Below are 21784 nucleotides of genomic sequence, written 5' to 3'. Positions count from 1 at the left end.
GCTGGACTCAGTGGTCCCAGTTCTCGGCCCTGTCGGCCGAGCTGGACGAGCCGACGATGTGCACCCGCATGTCGTTCGTCGTGCCGGCGCGCCCGGGAGGCGATCCGGAGACGACGACCACGGTCTCGCCCGCCTGGGCGAGGCCCTCGCGGAGCAGCACCGCGTCCACCTGCGCGAACATCGCGTCCGTGTGGTTGACGCGCGGCGTGACGAAGGACTGCACGCCCCAGTTCAGCGCCATGCGGCGGCGGACGGCGGGCTCAGGGGTGAAGCCGATGATCGGGATGCCGTGGCGCAGGCGCGTCATGCGGCGGACCGAGTCGCCCGACTCCGTGAAGACGCAGAGGAACTTCGCCTCGACGAACTCCGCGACCTCGGCGGCGGCCAGCGTGACCGAGCCGCCCTGGGTGCGGGGCTTGCTGCCCAGCGGGGGGATGCGCTCCAGGCCGTGCTCCTCGGTGGACTCGACGATGCGGGCCATGGTCTGCACGGTGACGACGGGCCAGGCGCCGACGCTGGTCTCGCCCGAGAGCATGACCGCGTCCGCGCCGTCGAGGATCGCGTTCGCGACGTCCGAGGCCTCGGCCCTCGTGGGGCGGGGGCTCTCGATCATCGACTCGAGCATCTGGGTGGCGACGATGACCGGCTTCGCCCAGCGGCGGGCGAGCTCGACGGCGTGCTTCTGCACGATCGGCACCGCCTCGAGGGGCAGCTCGACGCCGAGGTCGCCGCGGGCGACCATGATGCCGTCGAAGACGTCGATGATCTCCTGCAGGTTGTCGACCGCCTGCGGCTTCTCGATCTTGGCGATGACGGGAGCCTTGCGGCCCTCCTCCGCCATGATCTCGTGCACGCGCTCGATGTCGCTGGCGTTGCGCACGAAGGAGAGGGCGATGATGTCGGCCCCGAGGCGGATCGCCCAGCGGAGGTCGTCCTCGTCCTTCTGCGAGAGGGCGGGGACGTTGACCGCGACGCCGGGCAGGTTGATGCCCTTGTTGTTCGAGACGTTGCCGGGGACGACGACCTCGGTGACGACCCGGGGGCCCTCGACGGCGGTGACGCGGACAGCGACCTTGCCGTCGTCGATGAGGAGCATGTCGCCCGGGTTCACGTCGTCCGGGAGGCCCTTGAACGTGGTGCCCGAGAGCTCGCGCGTGCCGAGGACGTCCTCGGTGGTGATGGTGAAGACGTCGCCCTCGGCGAGAGCGTACGGGCCGCCCTCGAACTTGCCGAGTCGGATCTTCGGACCCTGGAGGTCGACGAGGATCGCGACCGCGCGCCCGGCGTCGTCCGCGGCCTTCCGCACGATGCGGTAGATGCCTTCGTGGACGTCGTAGCTTCCGTGACTGAGGTTCATGCGGGCCACGTCCACGCCGGCGTCGATGATCGCACGAATGGTCTCGTACGACGACGTTGCCGGGCCGAGGGTGGCGACGATTTTCGCTCGTCTCATTGAGGGGGTGCTCCGTTGTTCTGCGCCCGGAGGCGCGTCGTTAGCGGGGAGGGTGAGCTGATTGCTGGCGGGCCGAGACTATCGCGTCCCGCGGACTAGAGCGTGAAGCCCCGGTCGTTCGGGCCGACCGGCGCCGGCAGCTGGGTCGTGCCCTCGAGGTAGCGGTCGACCTCGGCCGCGACGGAGCGGCCCTCCGCGATCGCCCAGACGATCAGGGACTGGCCGCGCCCGGCGTCGCCGGCCACGAAGACGCCGGGGACGCTGGTCTCGAAGGCGTCGCCGCGCGCGACGTTGCCGCGCTCGGTGAAGGGGACGTCCAGCTGACGGCCGAGGTGGTCCGCCTCCGGGCCGGTGAAGCCGAGGGCGAGCAGGACCAGGTCGGCCGGGATCTCGCGCTCGGTGCCCGCCTTGGGGACGCGGCGTCCGTCGAGGTACTCGGTCTCGGCCACGCGCACAGCGCGGACCTCGCCGCCCTCGTTCGCGAGGAACTCCACGGTCGAGGCGAGGAACATCCGCTCCCCGCCCTCCTCGTGGGCGCTCGAGACCTCGAACACGGTGGGGTCCATCGGCCAGGGCTGGCTGTCCGGGCGCTGCGACGGCGGCTGCTGCCCGATCGCGAGGTTCGTGACCGACGCGGCCTTCTGGCGGTGAGCGGTGCCGATGCAGTCCGCTCCGGTGTCGCCTCCGCCCAGGACGACCACGTGCTTGCCCTCGGCCGAGATCTGCTCGAAGACGCGGTCGCCCGCGATCGCGCGGTTCGACTGCACGAGGTACTCCATCGCGAAGTGCACGCCGTCGAGGTCGCGGCCGGGGATCGGCAGGTCGCGCGGCACGAGAGCGCCGGTGGCGACCACGACCGCGTCGTAGCGCGCCCGCAGGTCGTCCCAGGTGATGTCGGAGCCGATGTCGACGCCCGCGCGGAACCGGGTGCCCTCGGCCTTCATCTGGTTCAGGCGCAGCTCGAGGTGCTTCTTCTCCATCTTGAAGTCCGGGATGCCGTAGCGCAGGAGGCCGCCGATGCGGTCGTCGCGCTCGTAGACCGCGACGGTGTGCCCGGCGCGGGTGAGCTGCTGCGCGGCGGCGAGTCCCGCGGGTCCGGAGCCGACGACCGCGACGGTCTTGCCGGTCAGGCGCTCCGGCGGGTGCGGCTGCACCCAGTCGTTGCCGAAGGCCTGATCGATGATCGAGACCTCGATCTGCTTGATGGTGACGGCCGGCTGGTTGATGCCGAGCACGCAGGACGACTCGCACGGCGCCGGGCAGAGCCGGCCCGTGAACTCCGGGAAGTTGTTCGTCGCGTGCAGGCGCTCGATCGCCTGGCGGCCCTCGCCGCGCCACATCAGGTCGTTCCACTCGGGGATCAGGTTCCCCAGCGGGCAGCCCTTGTGGCAGAACGGGATGCCGCAGTCCATGCAACGGCCCGCCTGCCGGCGCAGCACGGCGGAGTCGCCCTGCTCGTAGACCTCTTTCCAGTCCATCAGGCGGACGGACACGGGACGCCGCTTGGGCAGCTCCCGGTCCTGCACCTTCAGGAACCCCTTGGGATCAGCCACCGGTCACCTCCAGAATCCGTCCCCAGACGACGTCGCCGTCGGGGTCGAGCCCCTCCTCCACAGCGGATGCGCGCGTCGCGAGCACCGCGGCGAAGTCGCGGGGCAGTACCTTGACGAAACGCGAGACCGTTCCGTCGAAATCGTCGAGCATCCCCTGGGCCAGGGTCGACTCGGTCTCGGCGACGTGCCGCTCGAGCAGGTCGCGCAGGATCTCCACGTCGGCGCTTCCGAGCTCGGAGAGGGTCAGCTCGCCGGAGGCGATCGCGTCGCGGTTCACGAGCTCGCGGCGCAGGCCGTGGATGTAGGCCGTGCCGCCCGACATGCCGGCGCCGAGGTTCCGCCCGGTCTCGCCGAGGATCACCGCCAGGCCGCCGGTCATGTACTCGAGCGCGTGGTCGCCCACTCCCTCGACGACCGCGGTGGCGCCGGAGTTGCGGACCAGGAAGCGCTCGCCGACCATCCCGCGGATGAACATCGTGCCCTGGGTCGCCCCGTAGCCGATCACGTTGCCCGCGATCACGTTCGTCGAGGCGTCGAAGGTGCTGCGGCGGTCCGGCCGCACCACGATCTGACCGCCCGAGAGGCCCTTGCCGACGTAGTCGTTGGAGTCGCCCTCGAGCCGCAGCGTGATGCCGGCGGGGAGGAACGCTCCGAGCGACTGCCCGGCGGAGCCGCGGAGGGACACGACGATGGAGTCGGCCGGCAGGCCGTTCTCGCCGAAGCGGACGGTGACCTCGTGGCCGAGCATGGTGCCGACGGCGCGCTCGGTGTTCTTGATCTCGCGCTCGATCCGGACGGTGCCGCGGTGGTCGAGCACGTTCGCCGCGAGGCGGATCAGCTCGTTGTCGAAGTGGTGCTCGAGCTCGTGCTCCTGCGCGCGGCAGTGACGGCGCGGCTCCTCGGCCGTGAAGACCGGTCCGACGAGGATCGGCGTCAGATCGAGCCCGCTCGCCTTCCAGTGCTCGATCGCCTGGTCGACGTCGAGCAGCTCGCGGTGGCCGACGATCTCGTCGACGCTCCGGAAGCCGAGCTGCGCGAGGTACTCGCGCACCTCCTGGGCGATGAACTCGAAGAAGTTGACGACGAACTCGGGCTTGCCGGAGAACCGCTGACGCAGCTCCGGGTTCTGCGTCGCGACGCCCACAGGGCAGGTGTCGAGGTGGCAGACGCGCATCATGATGCAGCCCTCGACGATCAGCGGAGCCGTCGCGAAGCCGAACTCCTCGGCTCCGAGCAGCGCGCCGATGACGACGTCGCGACCGGTCTTCATCTGGCCGTCGACCTGCACGACCACGCGGTCGCGCATGCCGTTGAGCATCAGCGTCTGCTGGGTCTCGGCCAGGCCGAGCTCCCAGGGCGTGCCCGCGTGCTTGAGCGAGTTCACCGGGCTCGCACCGGTTCCGCCGTCGTGGCCCGAGACGAGGATCACGTCGGCGAGGGCCTTCGCGGTGCCGGCGGCGACCGCTCCGATGCCCGACTGGCTGACCAGCTTCGCGTGGATGCGCGCCGACGGGTTCGCCCGCTTGAGGTCGAAGATCAGCTGCTTCAGGTCCTCGATCGAGTAGATGTCGTGGTGGGGCGGCGGCGAGATCAGGCCGACGCCGGCGGTCGCGTGCCGGGTGCGCGCGATCCACGGGTACACCTTCGTGGGCGGCAGCTGACCGCCCTCGCCGGGCTTGGCGCCCTGAGCGAGCTTGATCTGGATGTCGTCGGCGTGGGTGAGGTACATGCTCGTGACCCCGAAGCGGCCCGAGGCGACCTGCTTGATCGCCGAGCGGCGCTCCGGGTCGAGCAGCCGCTCGGTGTCCTCGCCGCCCTCACCGGTGTTCGACTTGGCGCCGAGGCGGTTCATCGCGATGGCAAGGGTCTCGTGCGCCTCCGGCGAGATGGAGCCGTAGCTCATCGCGCCCGTCGAGAAGCGCTTGACGATCGTCTCGACCGGCTCGACCTCGTCGATCGGGATCGGCGTGCGCCCGGCGGTGTCGAGCTTGAACATGCCGCGGAGGGTCATCAGCGAGCTCGCCTGGTCGTCGACCATTTTCGTGTACTCGCGGAAGACGTCGTAGCGGCGGTTGCGCGTCGAGTGCTGCAGGCGGAAGACCGTGTCCGGGTTGAACAGGTGGGGAGCGCCGTCGCGGCGCCACTGGTACTCGCCGCCGACCGCCAGGCGCTCGTGAGCGACGATCGCGCCGTCCTCGGGGTACGCGGCACGGTGGCGCGCGGCGTTCTCCTCGGCGACGACGTCGATGCCGATGCCGCCGAGCTTCGAGACGGTGCCGGTGAAGTACTGGTCGACGAACGCCTGGCTGAGGCCGACGGCCTCGAAGGTCTGCGCGCCGGCGTAGCTCGACACGGTGGAGATGCCCATCTTGGACATGATCTTCAGCACGCCCTTGCCGAGCGCCTTGATCACGTTCTTCACGGCCTTCTCCGGCGAGATGTCCGACAGCATGCCGCTGCGGACCAGGTCCTCGCAGGTCTCCATCGCCAGGTACGGGTTGACCGCGGAGGCGCCGTAGCCGATCAGGGTCGCCACGTGGTGCACCTCGCGGACGTCGCCCGCCTCGACCACGAGCCCCACGCGCATCCGGTTCTCGGTGCGGATGAGGTGGTGGTGCACGGCGGCGAGCATCAGCAGCGACGGGATCGGCGCGAGGTCCTTGGTGGAGTCGCGGTCCGAGAGCACCAGGAACTGCGCTCCCGCGGCGATGGCCTCGTCGGCCTCGTCGCACATCTCGTCGATGCGGTCCTGCATCGCGCGGGGCCCGGCGTCGACGCGGTAGAGGCCGCGGATCGTCGTGGTGATGTGGCTCAGCGGGCGCGGCGCGATGTGCTGGATCTTCGCGAGCTCGTCGTTGTCGATGACCGGGAAGTCGAGGACGACCTGGCGGGCGTGCTCGGCACCGGCGGTCAGCAGATTGCGCTCGGGGCCGAGGCCCAGGCGGAGCGAGGTCACGACCTCCTCGCGGATCGAGTCCAGCGGCGGGTTCGTCACCTGCGCGAAGGCCTGCGTGAAGTAGTCGAAGAGCAGGCGAGGGCGCTTGGACAGCACGGCCACGGGGGTGTCCGACCCCATCGCTCCGAGCGGCTCCGCACCGGCGCGCGCCATCGGCAGCAGGAGGAGGCGGACCTCCTCCTCCGTGTAGCCGAAGGTGCGCTGGCGGCGGTTGACCGACGCGGGCGTGTGCACGATGTGCTCGCGCTCGGGGAGGTCCTTGAGGTTGATGCGGCCCTTCTCGAGCCACTCCTCGAACGGACCGGAGGCGGCGAGCTGCCCCTTGATCTCCTCGTCCTCGACGATGCGGCCCTGCTCGGTGTCGACCAGGAACATGCGGCCGGGCTGCAGGCGCCCCTTGCGGACGACCTTCGCGGGGTCGATGTCGAGCACGCCGATCTCGCTGGCGAGCACCACGAGCCCGTCGTCGGTGACGACGTAGCGGCCGGGGCGGAGTCCGTTGCGGTCGAGGGTCGCGCCGACGAGCTCGCCGTCGGTGAAGACGATCGCGGCCGGGCCGTCCCACGGCTCCATGAGCATCGAGTGGTACTCGTAGAACGCGCGGCGCTTCGGGTCGAGCGCGCCGTCCTGGTTCTCCCAGGCCTCCGGGACCATCATCATGACCGCGTGCGGGAGCGACCGGCCGGCCAGGTTGAGCAGCTCGACGGTCTCGTCGAACGAGGCGGAGTCGCTGCGGCCGGGCGAGACGATGGGGAACAGCGGAGCCAGGTCGCCCAGCTCACGGCTCTTCAGCTGCGACTGGCGCGCGCGCATCCAGTTGCGGTTTCCCTGCACCGTGTTGATCTCGCCGTTGTGCGCGATCATGCGGAACGGCTGAGCGAGCGGCCACGACGGGAAGGTGTTGGTGGAGTAGCGGGAGTGCACCAGCGCGAGCTTCGACGCGAAGCGCTCGTCGGACAGGTCCGGGTAGAACGGCTCCAGCTGGAGCGTCGTCACCATGCCCTTGTAGACGAGCGTGCGGCTCGAGAGCGACATGAAGTAGACCTCGAGCTCGCGCTCGACGCGCTTGCGGAGGCGGAAGGTCAGGCGGTCGAGGCGCACGGAGGAGAGGGGCGTGCCGCTCTCGTCGGTCAGCTCGCTCCGGATGAACAGCTGCTCGATCGCGGGCATGGCGGCTCGGGCGAGCGTGCCGATCTCGTCGGGCTGCACGGGCACGGAGCGCCAGCCGACCACGGCGAGGTTCTCCTCGCGGGCGATGTCGGCGATCGTCGCCTTGACCCGCTCGCGCTCGAACACGTCGACCGGGAGGAAGGCGTTGCCGACGGCGTACTGGCCCAGCGGCGGGAGCTCGAAGGGAGCGACCGCGCGGAGGAAGTCGTCCGGGATCTGCGTGATGATGCCCGCGCCGTCGCCCGTTCCCGCGTCGGAGCCGACGGCGCCGCGGTGCTCGAGGTTGCGCAGCGCGTTCAGCGCGGCGTCGATGATGTCGTGGCCGGCGGTGCCGCGCATGGTGGCGACCATCGCGAGACCGCACGCGTCCTTCTCGGCGGCCGGGTCGTACATCCCCTGCGCCGGCGGCATGCCCAGGAAGGGCACGGCGCGGGCCGGGGTCGAGGGCTGGGCGGAGGCCATGGGAACCGTCCTCACGGGGGTGATGGCTGATCGGGACGTCGCTGGCCCGCGGTGGTGGAGGAGGGGCGGCTCCCCGATCGGGAGGGCCGCAGGGTTCTGCCGCGGCGCGAGCGTCGCGCGCCGTCGGCGGTGCCTGCACGACGACCCGCCCGCGGCAGCGCTCGTGGCTGCGCCGCGATGGGGCGGTCGTGGAGGTGTCGGGCACCCGGGAGGCGGTCGCGGAGGCTCCGCGACCTCCGTCAGGTGCGGGAGACCGTCGGCTTCTCGGCGTCGGTGCCGGAAGCAGGGGTGGTGGTGTCGTCGGAGTCGGACTCGACGTCCTCGAATTCTACCGCAGCCGGGGCGGGCGTCCACTCGCGACCCGGCCGGTAGGCCGAGGGCTCGGCGCCCGGGTGCTCGCGCTTCTGGATCACCACGAGGACCAGGCCGATGACCACGGCGATGAGCGCGGCCCAGACGTTGGTGCGGATGCCCCAGAAGAACTCGCTCGGGTCGATCCGGATGGACTCGAACCAGACGCGGCCGATCCCGTACCAGATCAGGTAGGCGGCGAAGACGGTGCCCCACTGCAGCTTGAGACGGCGCTCGAGCAGCAGGATGACCGCGATGCCCACGACGTTCCAGAGGATCTCGTAGAGGAAGGTCGGGTGGAAGAGCGTGCCCGCCGGGAGGCCGACGGGGAAGGCCGGGTTGGTGGTCTCGATCTCGAGTCCCCAGGGCAGGGTGGTGGGCAGGCCGAAGAGCTCGTGGTTGAACCAGTTGCCCAGGCGCCCGAGCGCCTGCGCGGCGAGCATGCCGGGAGCGAGGGCGTCGGCGAAGGTCCAGAAGCGCACGCCGGTCCAGCGGCAGCCGATGAACGCGCCGACCGCGCCGCCGATCAGCCCGCCGAAGATGGCGTTGCCGCCGTTCCAGATGCGGACGACCTCCCACGGGTCGGCGCCGTCGTAGAAGTAGTCGCCGGGGTGGGTGAGCACGTGGTAGGCGCGGGCGCCGACGATGCCGAGCGGCACCGCCCAGATGATGATGTCGAGGACGACCCACGGCTCGGCACCACGGCGCTTCAGGCGCTGGTTCGTCATGATCGTCGCCACGATGATCCCCGCGAGGATGCAGAGCGCGTAGGTGTGGATCGCGAGCGTCCAGTTGCCGATCGTGAGGTCGTACTGACTCCACGCGTCGGGGGGGCTCGGAATGCTCAGCGGTACGGACACCGGTACTCGACCTTTCGAAGGAGGGGGTCCCCCGGGCACGGCTCGGCCGCGCCCCGGTGGGCATCCCGATTGTAGCGGGAGGGTGTCAGCGCGCGGAGCGCAGGCGGGTGCCCTCGGCGAGGCCGCGGGAGGTCTCGGCGACCGCGTCGACCCCTCCGGACGCGAGGGCCCGCACCAGGGCTGAGCCGACGATGGCGCCGTCCGCATAGGCGAGGATCTCGGCCACCTGCTCGCCGGTCGAGATGCCCAGGCCGACGCACGCGCTCTCGGAGCCGGCGGCGCGGAGGCGGTCGACCAGGGTGCGGGCCGCGGAGTCGACGTCGGTACGCGCGCCGGTGATGCCCATCGTCGACACCGCGTAGACGAAGCCGCGGCTCGAGTCGACGGCCTGGCGCAGGCGCGTGTCCGTCGAGGACGGTGCCGCGAGGAACACGCGGTCGAGTCCGAGCCGCTCGGAGACGGCGAGCCACTCGGCGCCCTCGTCCGGGATCAGGTCGGGGGTGATGAGCCCCGACCCGCCGGCCTCAGCCAGATCGGTGGCGAAGCGCTCGACCCCGTACTGCAGGACGGGGTTGTAGTAGGTCATCACCAGGACCGGCACGTCCACGCGCGCCCGGATCTCGCGGACCGCCTCGAAGCCGTGGCGGAGGCGGAAGCCGCCCGCGATGGCGGCCTGGGTCGCCTCCTGGATGACCGGTCCGTCCATCACCGGATCGGAGTAGGGCAGGCCCAGCTCGATCGCGTCGACGCCGTTCTCGGCCATGGCCACGGCGGCGTCGATGCTGGTCGGCAGGTCGGGGAAGCCGACGGGGAGGTAGCCGATCAGGGCGCCCGCCGCCTCCTCGTTCCGGCGCCGGACGGTCTCGACGACGCTCGGTCCGCGGCCGCTCACGACTGCACCGCGCCCTGGTCCATGAGGCCGAAGTAGTGCGCTGCGGTCGTCATGTCCTTGTCGCCGCGGCCGGAGAGGTTCACCAGGATGGTGGCCTCGGGGCCGAGCTCGCGCCCGAGCTCCAGCGTGCCGGCCAGCGCGTGCGCGGACTCGATCGCCGGGATGATCCCCTCGGTGCGGCTGAGCAGCATGAGCGCGTCCATCGCGGCCGAGTCGGTGACCGCGCGGTAGTCGGCGCGGCCGATGCTCGAGAGCCACGCGTGCTCCGGGCCGATGCCCGGGTAGTCGAGGCCGGCCGAGATCGAGTGCGACTCGACGGTCTGGCCGTCCTCGTCCTGGAGGAGGAAGCTGCGGGCGCCGTGCAGGACGCCGGGGCGGCCCTTGCTGATGGTCGCCGCGTGGCGGGGGGTCTCGATCCCGTCGCCGCCGGCCTCGAAGCCGACGAGGCGGACCTCGGGGTCGTCGAGGAACGCGTGGAAGATCCCCATCGCGTTGGAGCCGCCGCCGACGCAGGCGGTGACCGCGGTGGGCAGCGAGCCGGTGAGCTCGAGGACCTGCTCGCGCGCCTCCTCGCCGATGATCTTCTGGAAGTCGCGGACGAGGGCCGGGAACGGGTGCGGGCCCGCGACGGTGCCGAAGATGTAGTTGGTGGTGCCGACGTTCGTGACCCAGTCGCGCATCGCGTCGTTGATCGCGTCCTTGAGGGTGCGCGAGCCGGTCGTCACGGGGATGACCTCGGCGCCGAGCAGGCGCATGCGGGCGACGTTGAGGGCCTGGCGCTCGGTGTCGACCTCGCCCATGTAGACGACGCAGTCGAGGCCGAACAGCGCGGCGGCGGTGGCGGTCGCGACGCCGTGCTGGCCCGCTCCCGTCTCGGCGATGACGCGGGTCTTGCCGATCCGCTTGGTGAGCAGCGCCTGGCCCAGCACGTTGTTGATCTTGTGCGAGCCGGTGTGGTTGAGGTCCTCGCGCTTGAGGATGATCCGCGCACCGCCGGCGTGCTCGGCGAACCGCGGCACCTCGGTGATGATCGACGGACGGCCGGTGTAGCTGCGGTGCAGCTCCATCAGCTCGGCCGCGAACGCGGGGTCGACCTTCGTGCGCTCGTACTCGGCGCTCAGCTCGTCGAGGGCCTCGACGAGGGACTCGGGGACGTAGCGTCCGCCGAACTCGCCGAAGTAGGGGCCGAGTTCATCCCGGAGTGCCATGGGGGTACCGCCTATCGGTGTGGTCAGTGCGCCAGGAAGCCGGCGAGGGTGGAGACGGGGTCGCCGCCGGTGACGAGAGCCTCGCCCACGAGGACGACGTCGGCTCCGGAGCCGCGGTAGTGCGCGACGTCGTCAGCGGTGAGGACGGCCGACTCGGCCACCTTCACCGCGTCGTCGGGGAAGCGCTCGGAGAGGCGGCCGAAGAGGTCGCGGTCGAGCTGGAAGGTGGAGAGATCGCGGGCGTTCACGCCGATGAGCCGCGCGCCGAGGTCGGCGGCCCGCTCGAGCTCGTCGGCCGAATGGGTCTCGACGAGCGGGGTCATCCCCAGCTCGAGGACGAGGGCGTGCAGCTCGGCGAGCAGGGGCTGCTCGAGCGCGGCGACGATGAGGAGGACCAGGTCGGCTCCGGCCGCGCGGGCCTCGAGGACCTGGTACGGCTCGGCGACGAAGTCCTTGCGCAGGACGGGGATCGACACGCGCTCGCGGACCGCCTCGAGGTCCGCGAGGGACCCCTTGAAGCGGCGCTCCTCGGTGAGGACGCTGATCGCGCTCGCTCCCCCGAGCTCGTACTGCCCGGCCAGCTCGGCGGGGACGGGGATGTCGGCGAGGGCTCCGCGCGACGGGCTGGCGCGCTTGACCTCGGCGATGATCTTGACGCGCTGGGCCGGGGCCAGCGCGGCCAGGGCGTCGAGGGCGGGCGCCTGGGCCAGCGCGCGGCGCTCGACCGCCTCGAGCGGGGCGCTCTCGCGGCGCCGGGCCGCGTCGGCCAGGGCGCCGGCGGTCAGGTCGGCGAGCACCTAGGCGCGCGCCTTCGGGTTCGCCTTCGCGCCGTCGACGCCGTAGCCCGCCTTGGCCATGCCCATGCCCACGAGCAGACCCACCACGACCAGGCCGGCCGAGAGCCAGACGACCAGGGGCACGTCGAACCAGAACGCGATCGTGCCGATCGTGAATCCGACCAGCATGATGACGACGGCCGTCCACGCTGCGGGCGAGTGGCCGTGGTTGTCGTCGTCGTGCTCGGTGCTCATGGGTCTCCTCCTGGGGGTGCATCGGGACCAGAGCAGTCTAGCGTGAGGCGCCTGAGCGCCCGGCCCCGGACTCGCCCTGCGCAGCCGCCCGCAGCGGGCCGGCATGACCGCCGGACGCGGGCCCGGCCGGTGTCAGCGGCCGGAGGTGGGGTCGTCGCCGCGCGAGAGCTCGTCCCAGGAGACGACCGGATCGATGTCGCCGTCGTCCGTCTGCACGGTCGACGCCCCGTGGCCGTAGCCGTCGGCGGGCTCGAAGCGCGACGCGCGCTTCTGAGCCGCTCCCGGCCAGCGGCGGGAGGTCGCGAGGACGCCGATCCCGAGCAGCGCCGTGAGGACGCCGCAGACCAGGGCGACGACGGGCCAGGCCGTCACGGACGACGAGGCCACCAGCGCTGCGACAGACTGCTCCCCCGCGATGGCGGTCGCCTCCGTGACGAGCGAGGCTCCGGCGCGCACGGGATCGCCCAGAGCCGTCGCGGCCGCGAGCACCACCGAGGCGCCGAGGACGGCCTGGAGCAGACCGAGCACGATCCGGAAGACGGGGCCGGCGATGGCGAGGGCCGCGGCGAGGGCGAGGCCCGCGAGCGCCAGGGCGGAGAGCGCGGGCGCGGCGACGGTTCCGGCCACGTCGATCCGCTGGCCCTCGCCCTCCGTCGCGGCCAGGGTCAGCGTGGACCAGGTCTGCGTGGAGGAGGTCAGCTCGAGCGCGGCGAGCAGCACGACCCCGAGGATCGCGGTGTACTTCAGCCGCCGTCCGCTCATGCTCACTCCGCCGGGCCGAGGCCGGTGAACGGCACGAGGGGATCGACGTCGAAGCAGGCGTGCTCGCCGGTGTGGCAGGCGGCGCCGATCTGCTCGACCTGCACCAGCAGGGTGTCGGCGTCGCAGTCGAGGGCGGCACCCCGCACGTACTGCGCGTGCCCGGACGTGTCGCCCTTACGCCAGTACTCCTGACGCGAGCGAGACCAGAAGGTGACGCGGCCCTCGGTGAGGGTCCGCCGGAGCGCCTCGCGGTCCATCCAGCCCATCATGAGCACCTCGCGGGTGTCGTGCTGCTGGATGATCGCGGGCAGCAGCCCGGTCGGATCGAAGGCGGCGCGGTCGAGGACGGCGTCGAGCTCGGCGGGGGTCATCGGATCTCGATCCCGGAGGCGTCGAGCGCTCGCTTGACGTCCCCGATCGTCAGCTCGCGGTTGTGGAAGACGGAGGCGGCGAGCACGGCGTCGGCTCCGGCGTCGACGGCCGGGGCGAAGTGCTCGACGGCGCCGGCGCCTCCGGAGGCGATCACCGGCACGGAGCTCAGCTCCCGCATCGCGGCGATCAGCTCGAGGTCGAAGCCCTGCTTGGTGCCGTCGGCGTCGATGGAGTTGACCAGCAGCTCCCCGGCGCCGCGCTCGACGGCCTCGGCCGCCCAGGCCAGGGCGTCGAGCTCGGTCTCGCGGCGGCCGCCATGGGTGGTGACGACGAAGCCGGACGCCGTGGCGTCGCTCCGCTTCACGTCGAGCGAGAGCACGAGCACCTGCGCGCCGAAGACGTCGGCGATCTCGCCGAGGAGCTCGGGCCGGGCGATCGCGGCGGAGTTGACGCCCACCTTGTCGGCCCCGTGCGCGAGCAGCCGCGAGACGTCCTCGGCGCTGCGCACGCCTCCGCCGACCGTGAGCGGGATGAAGACCTGCTCGGCCGTCGCCCGCACCACGTCGTAGGTGGTCGAGCGGTCGTCGACCGTGGCGGTGACGTCGAGGAAGGTCAGCTCGTCGGCGCCCTGCTCGAAGTAGAGGCGGGCGAGCTCGACGGGGTCGCCCGCATCGCGCAGGTTCTGGAAGTTGACGCCCTTCACGACGCGGCCGGCGGCGACGTCGAGGCAGGGGATGACGCGGACGGCGAGACTCATCGGCTCCCCCTCTACAGGCGCGCGGCGTGGATGGAGGTGACCAGGATCGCGCGGGCGCCCAGGTCGTACAGGCGGTCCATCACCTGGTTCATGTCCGAGCGCGGCACCATCACGCGGACGGCCACCCACTCGGCGTCGTGCAGCGGCGAGACCGTCGGCGACTCGAAGCCGGGCGCGATCGCCGTGGCGCTCTCCAGGAGCGCGACGGGGCAGTCGTAGTCGAGCAGCACGTACTCGCGGGCGACCAGCACGCCCTGCAGGCGGCGCAGCAGCACCGGGATGCCCTCGGGCTCCCCCGCGGCGGACACGAGGACGGCGGTCGAGTCCAGGATGACCGGGCCGAAGATCTCGAGGCCGGCCTTGCGGAGCGTGGTGCCGGTCTCGACGACGTCGGCGATGACGTCGGCGACGCCGAGCTGGATCGCGGACTCGACCGCGCCGTCGAGGCGGATCAGCGTCACCTCGACGCCGTGCTCGCGGAGGAAGCGGCCGACGAGGCCCGGGTAGCTGGTCGCCACGCGGAGGCCGTCGATCTGCGCGAGCTCGTCGTAGCGGCCGGCGGGCCCGGCGAAGCGGAAGGTGGAGTTCGCGAAGCCGAGGCTCGCGATCTCGCGCGCCTCGGAGCCGGAGTCGATCAGGAGGTCGCGGCCGGTGACCCCGACGTCGAGAGCGCCGGAGCCGACGTAGGTGGCGATGTCGCGCGGGCGCAGGTAGAAGAACTCCACCCCGTTGCGCTCGTCGACGACGTGCAGCTCCTTCGGGTCGCGGCGGCCGGTGTAGCCCGCTTCCGCGAGCATCTGACCGGCGGTCTCCGAGAGGGAGCCCTTGTTGGGGACGGCGACGCGCAGGAGCGCCGGGGCGGGGGTGGTGGTCACGGGACGTCCTTCATGACTCGACGGCTGTTCAGGGGGCGGCACAGCTCCTCGGGGAGCGTGCGGGCGCGACGGCGCGGAGCGGAGGCGCACCCCGGCGAGCGGGGCGGGGCTCACAGATGCCGGTAGACGTCGGCCGTCGTCAGTCCCTTGGCGAGCATGAGCACCTGGAGGTGGTAGAGCAGCTGCGAGATCTCCTCGGCGGTGCGCTCATCGCCCTCGTACTCGGCGGCCATCCACACCTCGGCGGCCTCCTCGACGATCTTCTTGCCGATGAAGTGCACGCCGGCGTCGAGCTCGCGGACGGTGCCCGAACCCTCGGGACGGGCGGCGGCCTTCTCGCCCAGCTCAGCGAAGAGGTCGTCGAAAGTTTTCACCGGGGAAGTCTATACGGCGGCCGGGGCGCTGCCGCGTGGGGCGGCGGCGCAGGAGTGACGGACGCTGTCCCTCCGCGGTGCGGCCCGCAGGCGGTGGTGCGATCCGCAGGCGACAGTGCCGTCTGCAGGGGGGCGTGCCGCGAGCAGGGCGGCGTGCCGTGTGCAGGGGGGCGTGCCGCGTGCAGGGCGGCGTGCCGCGTGCAGGGCGGCGTGCCGTCTGCAGGGGATGCTCGCTCCCCCGCGGCTCGCACGCGGCAGGATCGACCGTCCGGCGAGGAGATCCTGCAGATCGCACACCACCCTGCAGATCGCACACCACCCTGCAGGCGGCACGCGGTCCTGCAGATCGCGCGAGCCCCTGCAGATCGTGCGGGTTGCCGGCGAGCGGTCGCCGCCTCCGCGCGCGCGGCCGCCTCAGTGCCGGTGCAGGTGCGCGGTCGCCGTCTCGCGCAGCGACGCGATCGCGGCCTCCGGGTCGTCCGCGCCGAAGACCGCGGAGCCCGCGACGAAGGTGTCGGCTCCCGCCTCGGCCGCGATCTCGATCGTGCCGGGAGCGATCCCGCCGTCGACCTGGAGCCAGACGTCGAGCCCGGTGCGGTCCACCACGTTCCGGAGCGTGCGCAGCTTGGGCATCGTCTCCTCCATGAAGGACTGGCCCCCGAAGCCGGGCTCGACCGTCATCACGAGGACCTGGTCGAACTCGGGCAGGAGGTCGAGGTACTCGTCCACCATCGTTCCCGGCTTGAGCGCGATCCCCGCCCGCGACCCGATCTCGCGCAGGCGCCGCGCGAGGGCCACGGCGTCGCGCGCGGCCTCGGCGTGGAAGGTCACGGAGTAGGCGCCGGTCTCGGCGTAGTCGGGGGCCCAGCGGTCGGGGTCCTCGATCATCAGGTGCAGGTCGAGCGGGCGGGGCGAGACCTCCTGGAGGCGCTGGACCATGGTCAGCCCGAAGGTGAGGTTCGGCACGAAGTGGTTGTCCATCACGTCGACGTGCACGAGGTCGGCTCCGGCGATGCGCTGCAGCTCGGCCTCGAAGTTCACGAAGTCGGCGGAGAGGATGCTGGGGTTGATCCGTGCGGGCATGCCTCCAGCCTAGATCGGCGCGTGCTCCGCGTCCGCCCGGCGCCGCGCGCTTCCGCTCCGGACGTCAGGCGCCTCCGGACGCCGCCTCGAGGGGTGGTCGGCGGCGCAGGAGCTGGACGAACATGGCGTCGGTGCCGTGCCGGTGCGGCCAGAGCTGCGCATGAAGGGGGCCCTCCGGCAGCGGGAGCGGGTCCGCCGTCACCTCGCGCAGCACGGCCGGCGTGTCGACCAGCTCGAGCGCGTGCCGCTCCTGCGCGAGGGCGAGCACGCGCCGGGTCTCCCCGAGGTGCGGCGAGCAGGTTACGTAGGCCAGCAGCCCGTCGGGAGCGAGAGCCCTCACCGCGGAGTCGAGCAGCTCGCCCTGGAGGGCGGCCAGCGGCTCCACGTCGGCCGCGGACTTGCGCCAGCGCGCCTCGGGCCGGCGCCGCAGCGCACCGAGACCGGTGCAGGGCGCGTCGAGCAGGATGCGGTCGAACGATCCCGGCTGCTCGTCACCCAGGTCGCGCCCGTCGCCGGTGCGCACCTCGACCGACGGATCGACGGCGGCCAGTGCCTGCCGCACCAGGCCCGCGCGGCCCGGGACCACCTCGTTGGCGAGCAGCGCCGCCCCTCCCGCGCGCGCCTCCGCCGCGAGCAGCGCCGCCTTGCCGCCGGGTCCGGCGCACAGGTCGAGCCAGCGCTCGCCCGGGCGGACCGGTCGTGCCCGGGAGAGCGCGAGAGCGGCGAGCTGGGAGCCCTCGTCCTGCACGCGCACGCGGCCCTCGTGCACCGCGGGGAACGCCTCCGGGTCGCCGCCGGTGCTGGTCATGCCGACCGGCGAGAACCGGTCGGGCTCGGCGTCGGCGATCTCACCGGGAGACGCCAGGCCCGGCAGAGCGACCAGGTTCACCCGCGGAGCCGCGTTGTCGGCGGCGAGCAGCGCGTCGAGCTCGTCGGCAGCCCCCTCCGCCGCCAGCGCCCGCCGCAGGGCGCGCACGATCCACACGGGGTGCGAGCTCAGCGCGGCGATCCGGTCGTCGCCAGAGACCGCGGCGTCGGAGACCCGCTCGCGCCACTCGTCCGCGCTCGAGCGTGAGACCGCGCGCAGCACGGCGTTGGCGAAGGCCACCGCCCCCCGCGAGGAGCCGGCGGCGACGAGCGCGACGCTCTCGTTCACCGCGGCGTGCGGGGCCACGCGGGTCGCGAGCAGCTGGTGCACGCCCAGGCGCAGCGCGTCGAGCACCGGCGGGTCGATGCTCTCGACGGACCGGCCGGCCGCGAGGGCGATCACGCGGTCGTAGTAGCCGGACATTCGCAGGGTGCCGTAGCAGAGCTCGGTGGCCAGTCCCGCGTCGGCGGGCGAGAGGCCGGCGGCGCTGATCCGCGCGGGCAGGACCAGGTTCGCGTAGGCGTCCGACCCGCTCACGGCGAGCAGGACGTCGTAGGCGACCCGGCGGGCGGGAGCGGCCTCGCGGCGCGCGCTCACGCGAGCACCGTACTCTCGCGCAGGCCGCGGACCCAGGCCGCGCCGGCCATCGGGTTCTTGCCGGCGGGCTGGACGGTGACCAGCTCGACCGCTCCGTCCGCGGTGCCGACGAGGGCGCGCCCCGAGTCGAGGCGGACGACGCCCGGACCGAAGTCCCCCTCCGCCGCGCGGACCGCGAGCACCTTGAGGCGCGCGTCGCCGACCGCGGTCGAGGCTCCGGGCTCGGGCGTCGTTCCGCGCACGAGGGCGAGGACCCGCGCCGTCGGAAGGGTCCAGTCGATCCGGCCGTCCGCCGCGTCGAGCTTCGGAGCGGGGGTCGCCTCTCCGGCCTGCGGAGTCGCGACGGCCGTGCCCTCCTCCAGCGCGTCGACCACGCCGAGGGTGAGGCGGGCGCCGCTCTCGGCCAGCTCCGCCAGCAGCTCGCCCGCGGTGCGCTCCCCCGCGTCGACGGCGAGCTCGGCGTACACGTCGCCCGCGTCGAGCTCGGCGACCAGCTGGAAGACGCTCGCGCCGATCCGCGCGTCGCCGGCCATCAGCGCCCGCTGGACGGGAGCCGCCCCGCGCCAGCGCGGCAGCAGCGAGAAGTGCAGGTTGATCCAGCCCAGGCGCGGCACGGTCAGGAGGCGCTGCCGCACGAGGCCGCCGTAGGCGACGATCACGCCGAGGTCGGGGGCGAGCCCCGCGATCCGGTCCGTCACGTCCTCGTCGAGTCGGTTGGCCCGGATCACCGGGATGCCCAGCTCCTCGGCCGCGACGGCGACCGGCGAGGGGGTGAGCACGCGCTTGCGGCCCACCGGGGCGTCCTCCCGGGTGACCACGGCGACGACCTCGTGCGCGGAGGCGGCGAGGTCGCGGAGGGTCGGGACGGCGGCGGCGGGCGTGCCGGCGAAGACGAGGCGCACGGGGATCTCCTGGGGAGTCAGAGGATGTCGGGGTCGTCGAGACGGACCCGGAGCTGGGGGGCCGGCCGGAAGCGGCCGGGCGTGGTCGGCGGTCGACGACGGCGCGTGGCGTTGCGGATCACGGCGGAGCGGAGGCGCGCGGCCACCTCCGCACCGCGAGCGTAGTCGAACCGCACGATCGCCCTGACGGAGCCGTCCTCGAGCCCGACAGGTCCGAGCACCTCGTGCCGGTCGTCCTCGTCGAGCGCGTCGAGCGCCTCCTCCACCGCGTGCGCGTCGCCGCTCACGGTCGCCAGGCGGACCGCGGGCGGGAAGCGCAGAGCGCGCCGCTCCTGCAGCTCGGCCCGGAGGTACTCGGCCTGCCGCCAGGTCGCCAGGGCGGTCGCGAGCCTGCCGCCGACCCCGACCAGCAGCACCGGCGCGCCCGGGCGGGCCAGTGCCGCGGCGTTGGACCAGGTGCGGAGCGCGTCGTCGGCGACCCGCAGGCTCTCGCGGGCCAGCATCCGCTCGCCGTCCAGCAGCAGGACGGCGTGGTAGCCGCCGTCGGCCCGCGGCTCCGCTCCGCGCGTGGCCACGACGAGCGCGGGCTCGTCGGGGAGGGTCAGCACGGGGCGCTGCCCGTCGGCGACGATCACCCTGGCACCCGGGAAGGCGCGCCCGAGCTCCTCCGCGGTGCGGCCGGCGCCGAGGGAGACGAGGCGCAGAGCCGTCGCCTCGCAGACGGAGCAGGTCCAGTCGGCCGCGATCAGGCCGCACCAGCCGCAGCTCGGTCGCCCGCCCTCGGAGTGCACGCCGAGCGGACCCTGGCAGCGGTTGCAGCGCGCGACGGTCCGGCAGCGGGCGCACGCGACCACGGGCGCGTAGCCGGGGCGCGCGACCTGCACCAGCACCGGGCCGGAGTCGAGGGCCTTCCGCGCCTCCCGCCAGGCGGAGGAGGGGATGCGCGCGGCCGCGTCGTGCTCGTCGGCCGCCCACTGCTGCGCGGTCGGCACGACGTGCGGGCGGCGGCTCGGCCGCGGCTCCACCTCGGTCGCGAAGCCGATCTCGACGAGCCGCTCGACCTCGACCGTGCGCGTGTTGCCGAGCAGGACGAGGCCGGCGCCGCTCTGCTCCTGCCGCACCAGAGCGACGTCGCGGGCGTGCGCGTAGGGCGCGAGCGGCTCGGCGAAGAGCGGATCCCCGTCGTCCCAGAGCGCGACCAGGCCGAGGGCGGAGGAGGGCGCGTAGAGGACGGAGCGGTTGCCGACGACGATACGCGGCCCGGGATCGAGGCAGCGGACGAAGGCGGAGTAGCGCTCGGCGCCCTTCTGCCGCGCATCGAGGCGCACCACCGCCTCCGCGGGGACGAGGGCCGCGAGAGCGAGCTCCAGCTGCTCCTGGTCGCGGTAGTCGGGGACGGCCAGGATCGCGTCGCGGCCCGCGGCGATCGTGTCGCGGGCGAGCTCGGCCAGCGTGACGGCCCACCCGCCGACCCACGCACCCGAGTCGAGCCTCACGGGAGCCGGCACGGCGCCGACCGCCAGCCGGGCCCCTCCGGCCAGTCCTGCGAAGGAGGCGTCGGGGTAGCCCGTCACGCCGCCCGCCTCGACCGCGGGCACCGCAGGAGCGGGACCCGCGGCGAGGCGCGCCTTCTCGACGCGGACGTGGCGGCGCGGCACGGCCAGGCGCAGCACATCGCTCGCGCCTCCGGACGCGCGGTCGGCCACCCGGCGGGCGAGGGCCCAGACCTCCGGAGTCAGCACGACGAGCGGCGAGACCAGCTCCTCGATGTCGCTCAGCGCTCCGGCGTGCTCGGTCCCCTCCCCCGTCTCGACGACGAACGCGTCGGCGATCCGGCCTCCGGTCCGCAACGGCACCCGCACGCGCACGCCGGGGACCACGTCGCCCCGCAGCGCCTCCGGCACCGCGTAGTCCAGGAGCCGGTCGAGCTGCGGGAGGGGAGAGTCCAGGAGCACGCGCGCGACGGCTCCGCTCGTCGCCATCGCCGCCGCGCCCGCTACGAGAGGCCCGCGGCGGAGCGCAGGTCGTCGACCCGGTCGAGGCGCTCCCAGGTGAAGTCGGGGAGCTCCCGGCCGAAGTGGCCGTAGGCCGCGGTCTGCGCGTAGATCGGGCGGAGCAGGTCGAGCGCGTGGATGATCGCGGCCGGGCGCAGGTCGAAGACCGAGCGGATCGCCTCGGTGATCGTCTCGTCGGAGACGGTGCCGGTGCCGAAGGTCTCGACGTAGAGGCCGACCGGGGCCGCCTTGCCGATGGCGTAGGCGACCTGCACCTCCAGCCGCGAGGCCAGCCCCGCGGCGACCGCGTTCTTGGCGACCCACCGCATGGCGTAGGCGGCCGAGCGGTCCACCTTCGAGGGGTCCTTGCCGGAGAACGCGCCGCCGCCGTGGCGGGATGCTCCGCCGTAGGTGTCGACGATGATCTTGCGGCCGGTGAGCCCGGCGTCGCCCTGCGGACCGCCGATCTCGAAGCGGCCGGTCGGGTTGATCAGCAGGCGCACGGCGGAGGAGTCGAGGTCGACCGTCTCGAGCACGGGGCGGATGACGTGCGCCTCGATGTCCGCGTGGATCGTCTCGGTGCTGACGTGCTCGGCGTGCTGGGTGGACAGCACGACCGTGTCGATGGTGGACGGCGTGGTGCCGTCGTAGCCGATGGTGACCTGGGTCTTGCCGTCGGGACGGAGGTAGTCGAGCTCGCCCGACTTGCGGACGGCGGCCAGGCGCTCGGCGAGGCGGTGCGAGAGCCAGCTCGGCAGCGGCATGTACTCGGGGGTCTCGTCGGTCGCGAAGCCGAACATCAGGCCCTGGTCGCCCGCGCCCTGGCGGTCGAAGGCGTCCTCGCCCGCCTCGGAGGAGCGGACCTCGAGCGCCGTGTCGACACCCGCCGCGATCTCGGGCGACTGCTGGCCGATCGACACGGAGACGCCGCAGGAGCGGCCGTCGAAGCCCTTGTCCGAGGAGTCGTAGCCGATCTCGACGATCGTGTCGCGGACGATCTTGGGGATCTCGACGTAGCCGCTCGTGGAGACCTCGCCCGCGACGTGCACGAGCCCCGTCGTGACCAGCGTCTCGACGGCGACCCGGCTGTGCGGGTCCTCGCGGAGCAGGGCGTCGAGGATGCGGTCCGAGATCTGGTCGCAGATCTTGTCCGGGTGGCCCTCGGTGACGGACTCGGAGGTGAACAGGCGGAGGGGACCGGAGGTCATGCTTCTCTTCTCGTCCCGGCTCGTGCGGACCGGGGTCGTTCGTACCGGGAGTGGCC

At 72.9% G+C, this 21784-nt stretch carries 18 protein-coding genes; all 18 read right to left on the bottom strand.

The window, feature by feature from the left end:
- Positions 1-7 precede the first annotated feature (7 nt).
- Entirely contained in the window at positions 8-1453 is a 1446-nt protein-coding gene (gene pyk, locus GSU45_RS07525; RefSeq protein WP_104221869.1) for a pyruvate kinase, read from the bottom strand.
- Between the two features lie 95 nt (positions 1454-1548).
- A complete protein-coding gene (locus GSU45_RS07520) occupies positions 1549-3006 on the bottom strand; it encodes a glutamate synthase subunit beta (RefSeq protein WP_104221867.1) in 1458 nt (485 codons plus the stop codon).
- On the bottom strand, positions 2999-7543 hold the full coding sequence (gltB, locus tag GSU45_RS07515; RefSeq protein ID WP_244248287.1) for a glutamate synthase large subunit: 4545 nt from the start codon (positions 7541-7543) through the stop codon (positions 2999-3001). Before gltB ends, GSU45_RS07520 begins: the two co-directional genes overlap by 8 nt.
- A 290-nt stretch (positions 7544-7833) precedes the next feature.
- Positions 7834-8805, bottom strand: a complete 972-nt coding sequence (gene lgt, locus GSU45_RS07510; protein ID WP_167302028.1) for a prolipoprotein diacylglyceryl transferase — start codon at positions 8803-8805, stop codon at positions 7834-7836.
- 85 nt (positions 8806-8890) lie between these two features.
- Positions 8891-9697, bottom strand: coding sequence for a tryptophan synthase subunit alpha (gene trpA / locus GSU45_RS07505; RefSeq protein WP_159913944.1), 807 nt, complete (start codon positions 9695-9697; stop codon positions 8891-8893).
- Positions 9694-10905 carry a tryptophan synthase subunit beta gene (gene trpB / locus GSU45_RS07500; RefSeq protein WP_104225310.1) on the bottom strand — a complete coding sequence of 404 codons (1212 nt, stop codon included), beginning with the start codon at positions 10903-10905 and terminating at the stop codon, positions 9694-9696. The genes trpA and trpB overlap by 4 nt, the downstream gene beginning before the upstream one ends.
- A gap of 23 nt (positions 10906-10928) precedes the next feature.
- Positions 10929-11702: an indole-3-glycerol phosphate synthase TrpC gene (gene trpC, locus GSU45_RS07495; RefSeq protein WP_159913942.1), complete on the bottom strand. Its 774-nt coding sequence runs from the start codon at positions 11700-11702 to the stop codon at positions 10929-10931.
- Positions 11703-11936: a DUF6704 family protein gene (locus GSU45_RS07490; RefSeq protein WP_104275568.1), complete on the bottom strand. Its 234-nt coding sequence runs from the start codon at positions 11934-11936 to the stop codon at positions 11703-11705.
- Positions 11937-12068: 132 nt separating this feature from the next.
- Positions 12069-12698 (bottom strand): Trp biosynthesis-associated membrane protein, encoded by a 630-nt coding sequence (locus GSU45_RS07485; RefSeq protein ID WP_159913940.1) that lies wholly within the window; start codon positions 12696-12698, stop codon positions 12069-12071.
- Positions 12699-12700: 2 nt separating this feature from the next.
- Positions 12701-13069 (bottom strand): phosphoribosyl-AMP cyclohydrolase, encoded by a 369-nt coding sequence (hisI, locus tag GSU45_RS07480; RefSeq protein WP_104221855.1) that lies wholly within the window; start codon positions 13067-13069, stop codon positions 12701-12703.
- The gene (gene hisF, locus GSU45_RS07475) at positions 13066-13827 is read right to left on the bottom strand and encodes an imidazole glycerol phosphate synthase subunit HisF (RefSeq protein WP_159913938.1); all 762 of its coding nucleotides are present in this window, start codon (positions 13825-13827) and stop codon (positions 13066-13068) included. Before hisF ends, hisI begins: the two co-directional genes overlap by 4 nt.
- An 11-nt stretch (positions 13828-13838) precedes the next feature.
- Positions 13839-14702 (bottom strand): ATP phosphoribosyltransferase, encoded by an 864-nt coding sequence (gene hisG, locus GSU45_RS07470; protein WP_104221851.1) that lies wholly within the window; start codon positions 14700-14702, stop codon positions 13839-13841.
- Between the two features lie 110 nt (positions 14703-14812).
- Positions 14813-15076, bottom strand: coding sequence for a phosphoribosyl-ATP diphosphatase (locus GSU45_RS07465; RefSeq protein WP_055791842.1), 264 nt, complete (start codon positions 15074-15076; stop codon positions 14813-14815).
- 414 nt (positions 15077-15490) lie between these two features.
- On the bottom strand, positions 15491-16159 hold the full coding sequence (gene rpe, locus GSU45_RS07460; RefSeq protein WP_104277692.1) for a ribulose-phosphate 3-epimerase: 669 nt from the start codon (positions 16157-16159) through the stop codon (positions 15491-15493).
- A 64-nt stretch (positions 16160-16223) separates the two neighbouring features.
- Positions 16224-17624 (bottom strand): transcription antitermination factor NusB, encoded by a 1401-nt coding sequence (locus GSU45_RS07455; RefSeq protein WP_244248257.1) that lies wholly within the window; start codon positions 17622-17624, stop codon positions 16224-16226.
- On the bottom strand, positions 17621-18526 hold the full coding sequence (locus GSU45_RS07450; RefSeq protein ID WP_244248256.1) for a methionyl-tRNA formyltransferase: 906 nt from the start codon (positions 18524-18526) through the stop codon (positions 17621-17623). Before GSU45_RS07450 ends, GSU45_RS07455 begins: the two co-directional genes overlap by 4 nt.
- A gap of 17 nt (positions 18527-18543) precedes the next feature.
- A complete protein-coding gene (locus GSU45_RS07445) occupies positions 18544-20508 on the bottom strand; it encodes a primosomal protein N' (protein ID WP_159913936.1) in 1965 nt (654 codons plus the stop codon).
- A 14-nt stretch (positions 20509-20522) separates the two neighbouring features.
- Complete coding sequence (metK, locus tag GSU45_RS07440; RefSeq protein WP_159913934.1) at positions 20523-21728, bottom strand: methionine adenosyltransferase; 1206 nt, start codon at positions 21726-21728, stop codon at positions 20523-20525.
- Positions 21729-21784: the final 56 nt, after the last annotated feature.

Origin of the sequence: Rathayibacter sp. VKM Ac-2801 (assembly GCF_009834245.1) — a bacterium.
Taxonomy (GTDB): Bacteria; Actinomycetota; Actinomycetes; order Actinomycetales; family Microbacteriaceae; genus Rathayibacter.
The sequence above is the reverse complement of the archived record's forward strand: the minus strand, read 5'-3'. Positions and strand labels throughout refer to the sequence as shown.

Bases quoted from the DNA above. Each gene is read 5' to 3' on its own strand.
- GSU45_RS07485 (WP_159913940.1), bottom strand. From the start codon at position 12,698: ATGAGCGGACGGCGGCTGAAGTACACCGCGATCCTCGGGGTCGTGCTG.
- rpe (WP_104277692.1), bottom strand. From the start codon at position 16,159: ATGCCCGCACGGATCAACCCCAGCATCCTCTCCGCCGACTTCGTGAAC.
- trpB (WP_104225310.1), bottom strand. From the start codon at position 10,905: ATGGCACTCCGGGATGAACTCGGCCCCTACTTCGGCGAGTTCGGCGGA.
- hisF (WP_159913938.1), bottom strand. From the start codon at position 13,827: ATGAGTCTCGCCGTCCGCGTCATCCCCTGCCTCGACGTCGCCGCCGGC.
- metK (WP_159913934.1), bottom strand. From the start codon at position 21,728: ATGACCTCCGGTCCCCTCCGCCTGTTCACCTCCGAGTCCGTCACCGAG.
- hisI (WP_104221855.1), bottom strand. From the start codon at position 13,069: ATGACCCCCGCCGAGCTCGACGCCGTCCTCGACCGCGCCGCCTTCGAT.
- gltB (WP_244248287.1), bottom strand. From the start codon at position 7,543: ATGCCGCCGGCGCAGGGGATGTACGACCCGGCCGCCGAGAAGGACGCG.
- pyk (WP_104221869.1), bottom strand. From the start codon at position 1,453: ATGAGACGAGCGAAAATCGTCGCCACCCTCGGCCCGGCAACGTCGTCG.
- GSU45_RS07490 (WP_104275568.1), bottom strand. From the start codon at position 11,936: ATGAGCACCGAGCACGACGACGACAACCACGGCCACTCGCCCGCAGCG.
- GSU45_RS07445 (WP_159913936.1), bottom strand. From the start codon at position 20,508: ATGGCGACGAGCGGAGCCGTCGCGCGCGTGCTCCTGGACTCTCCCCTC.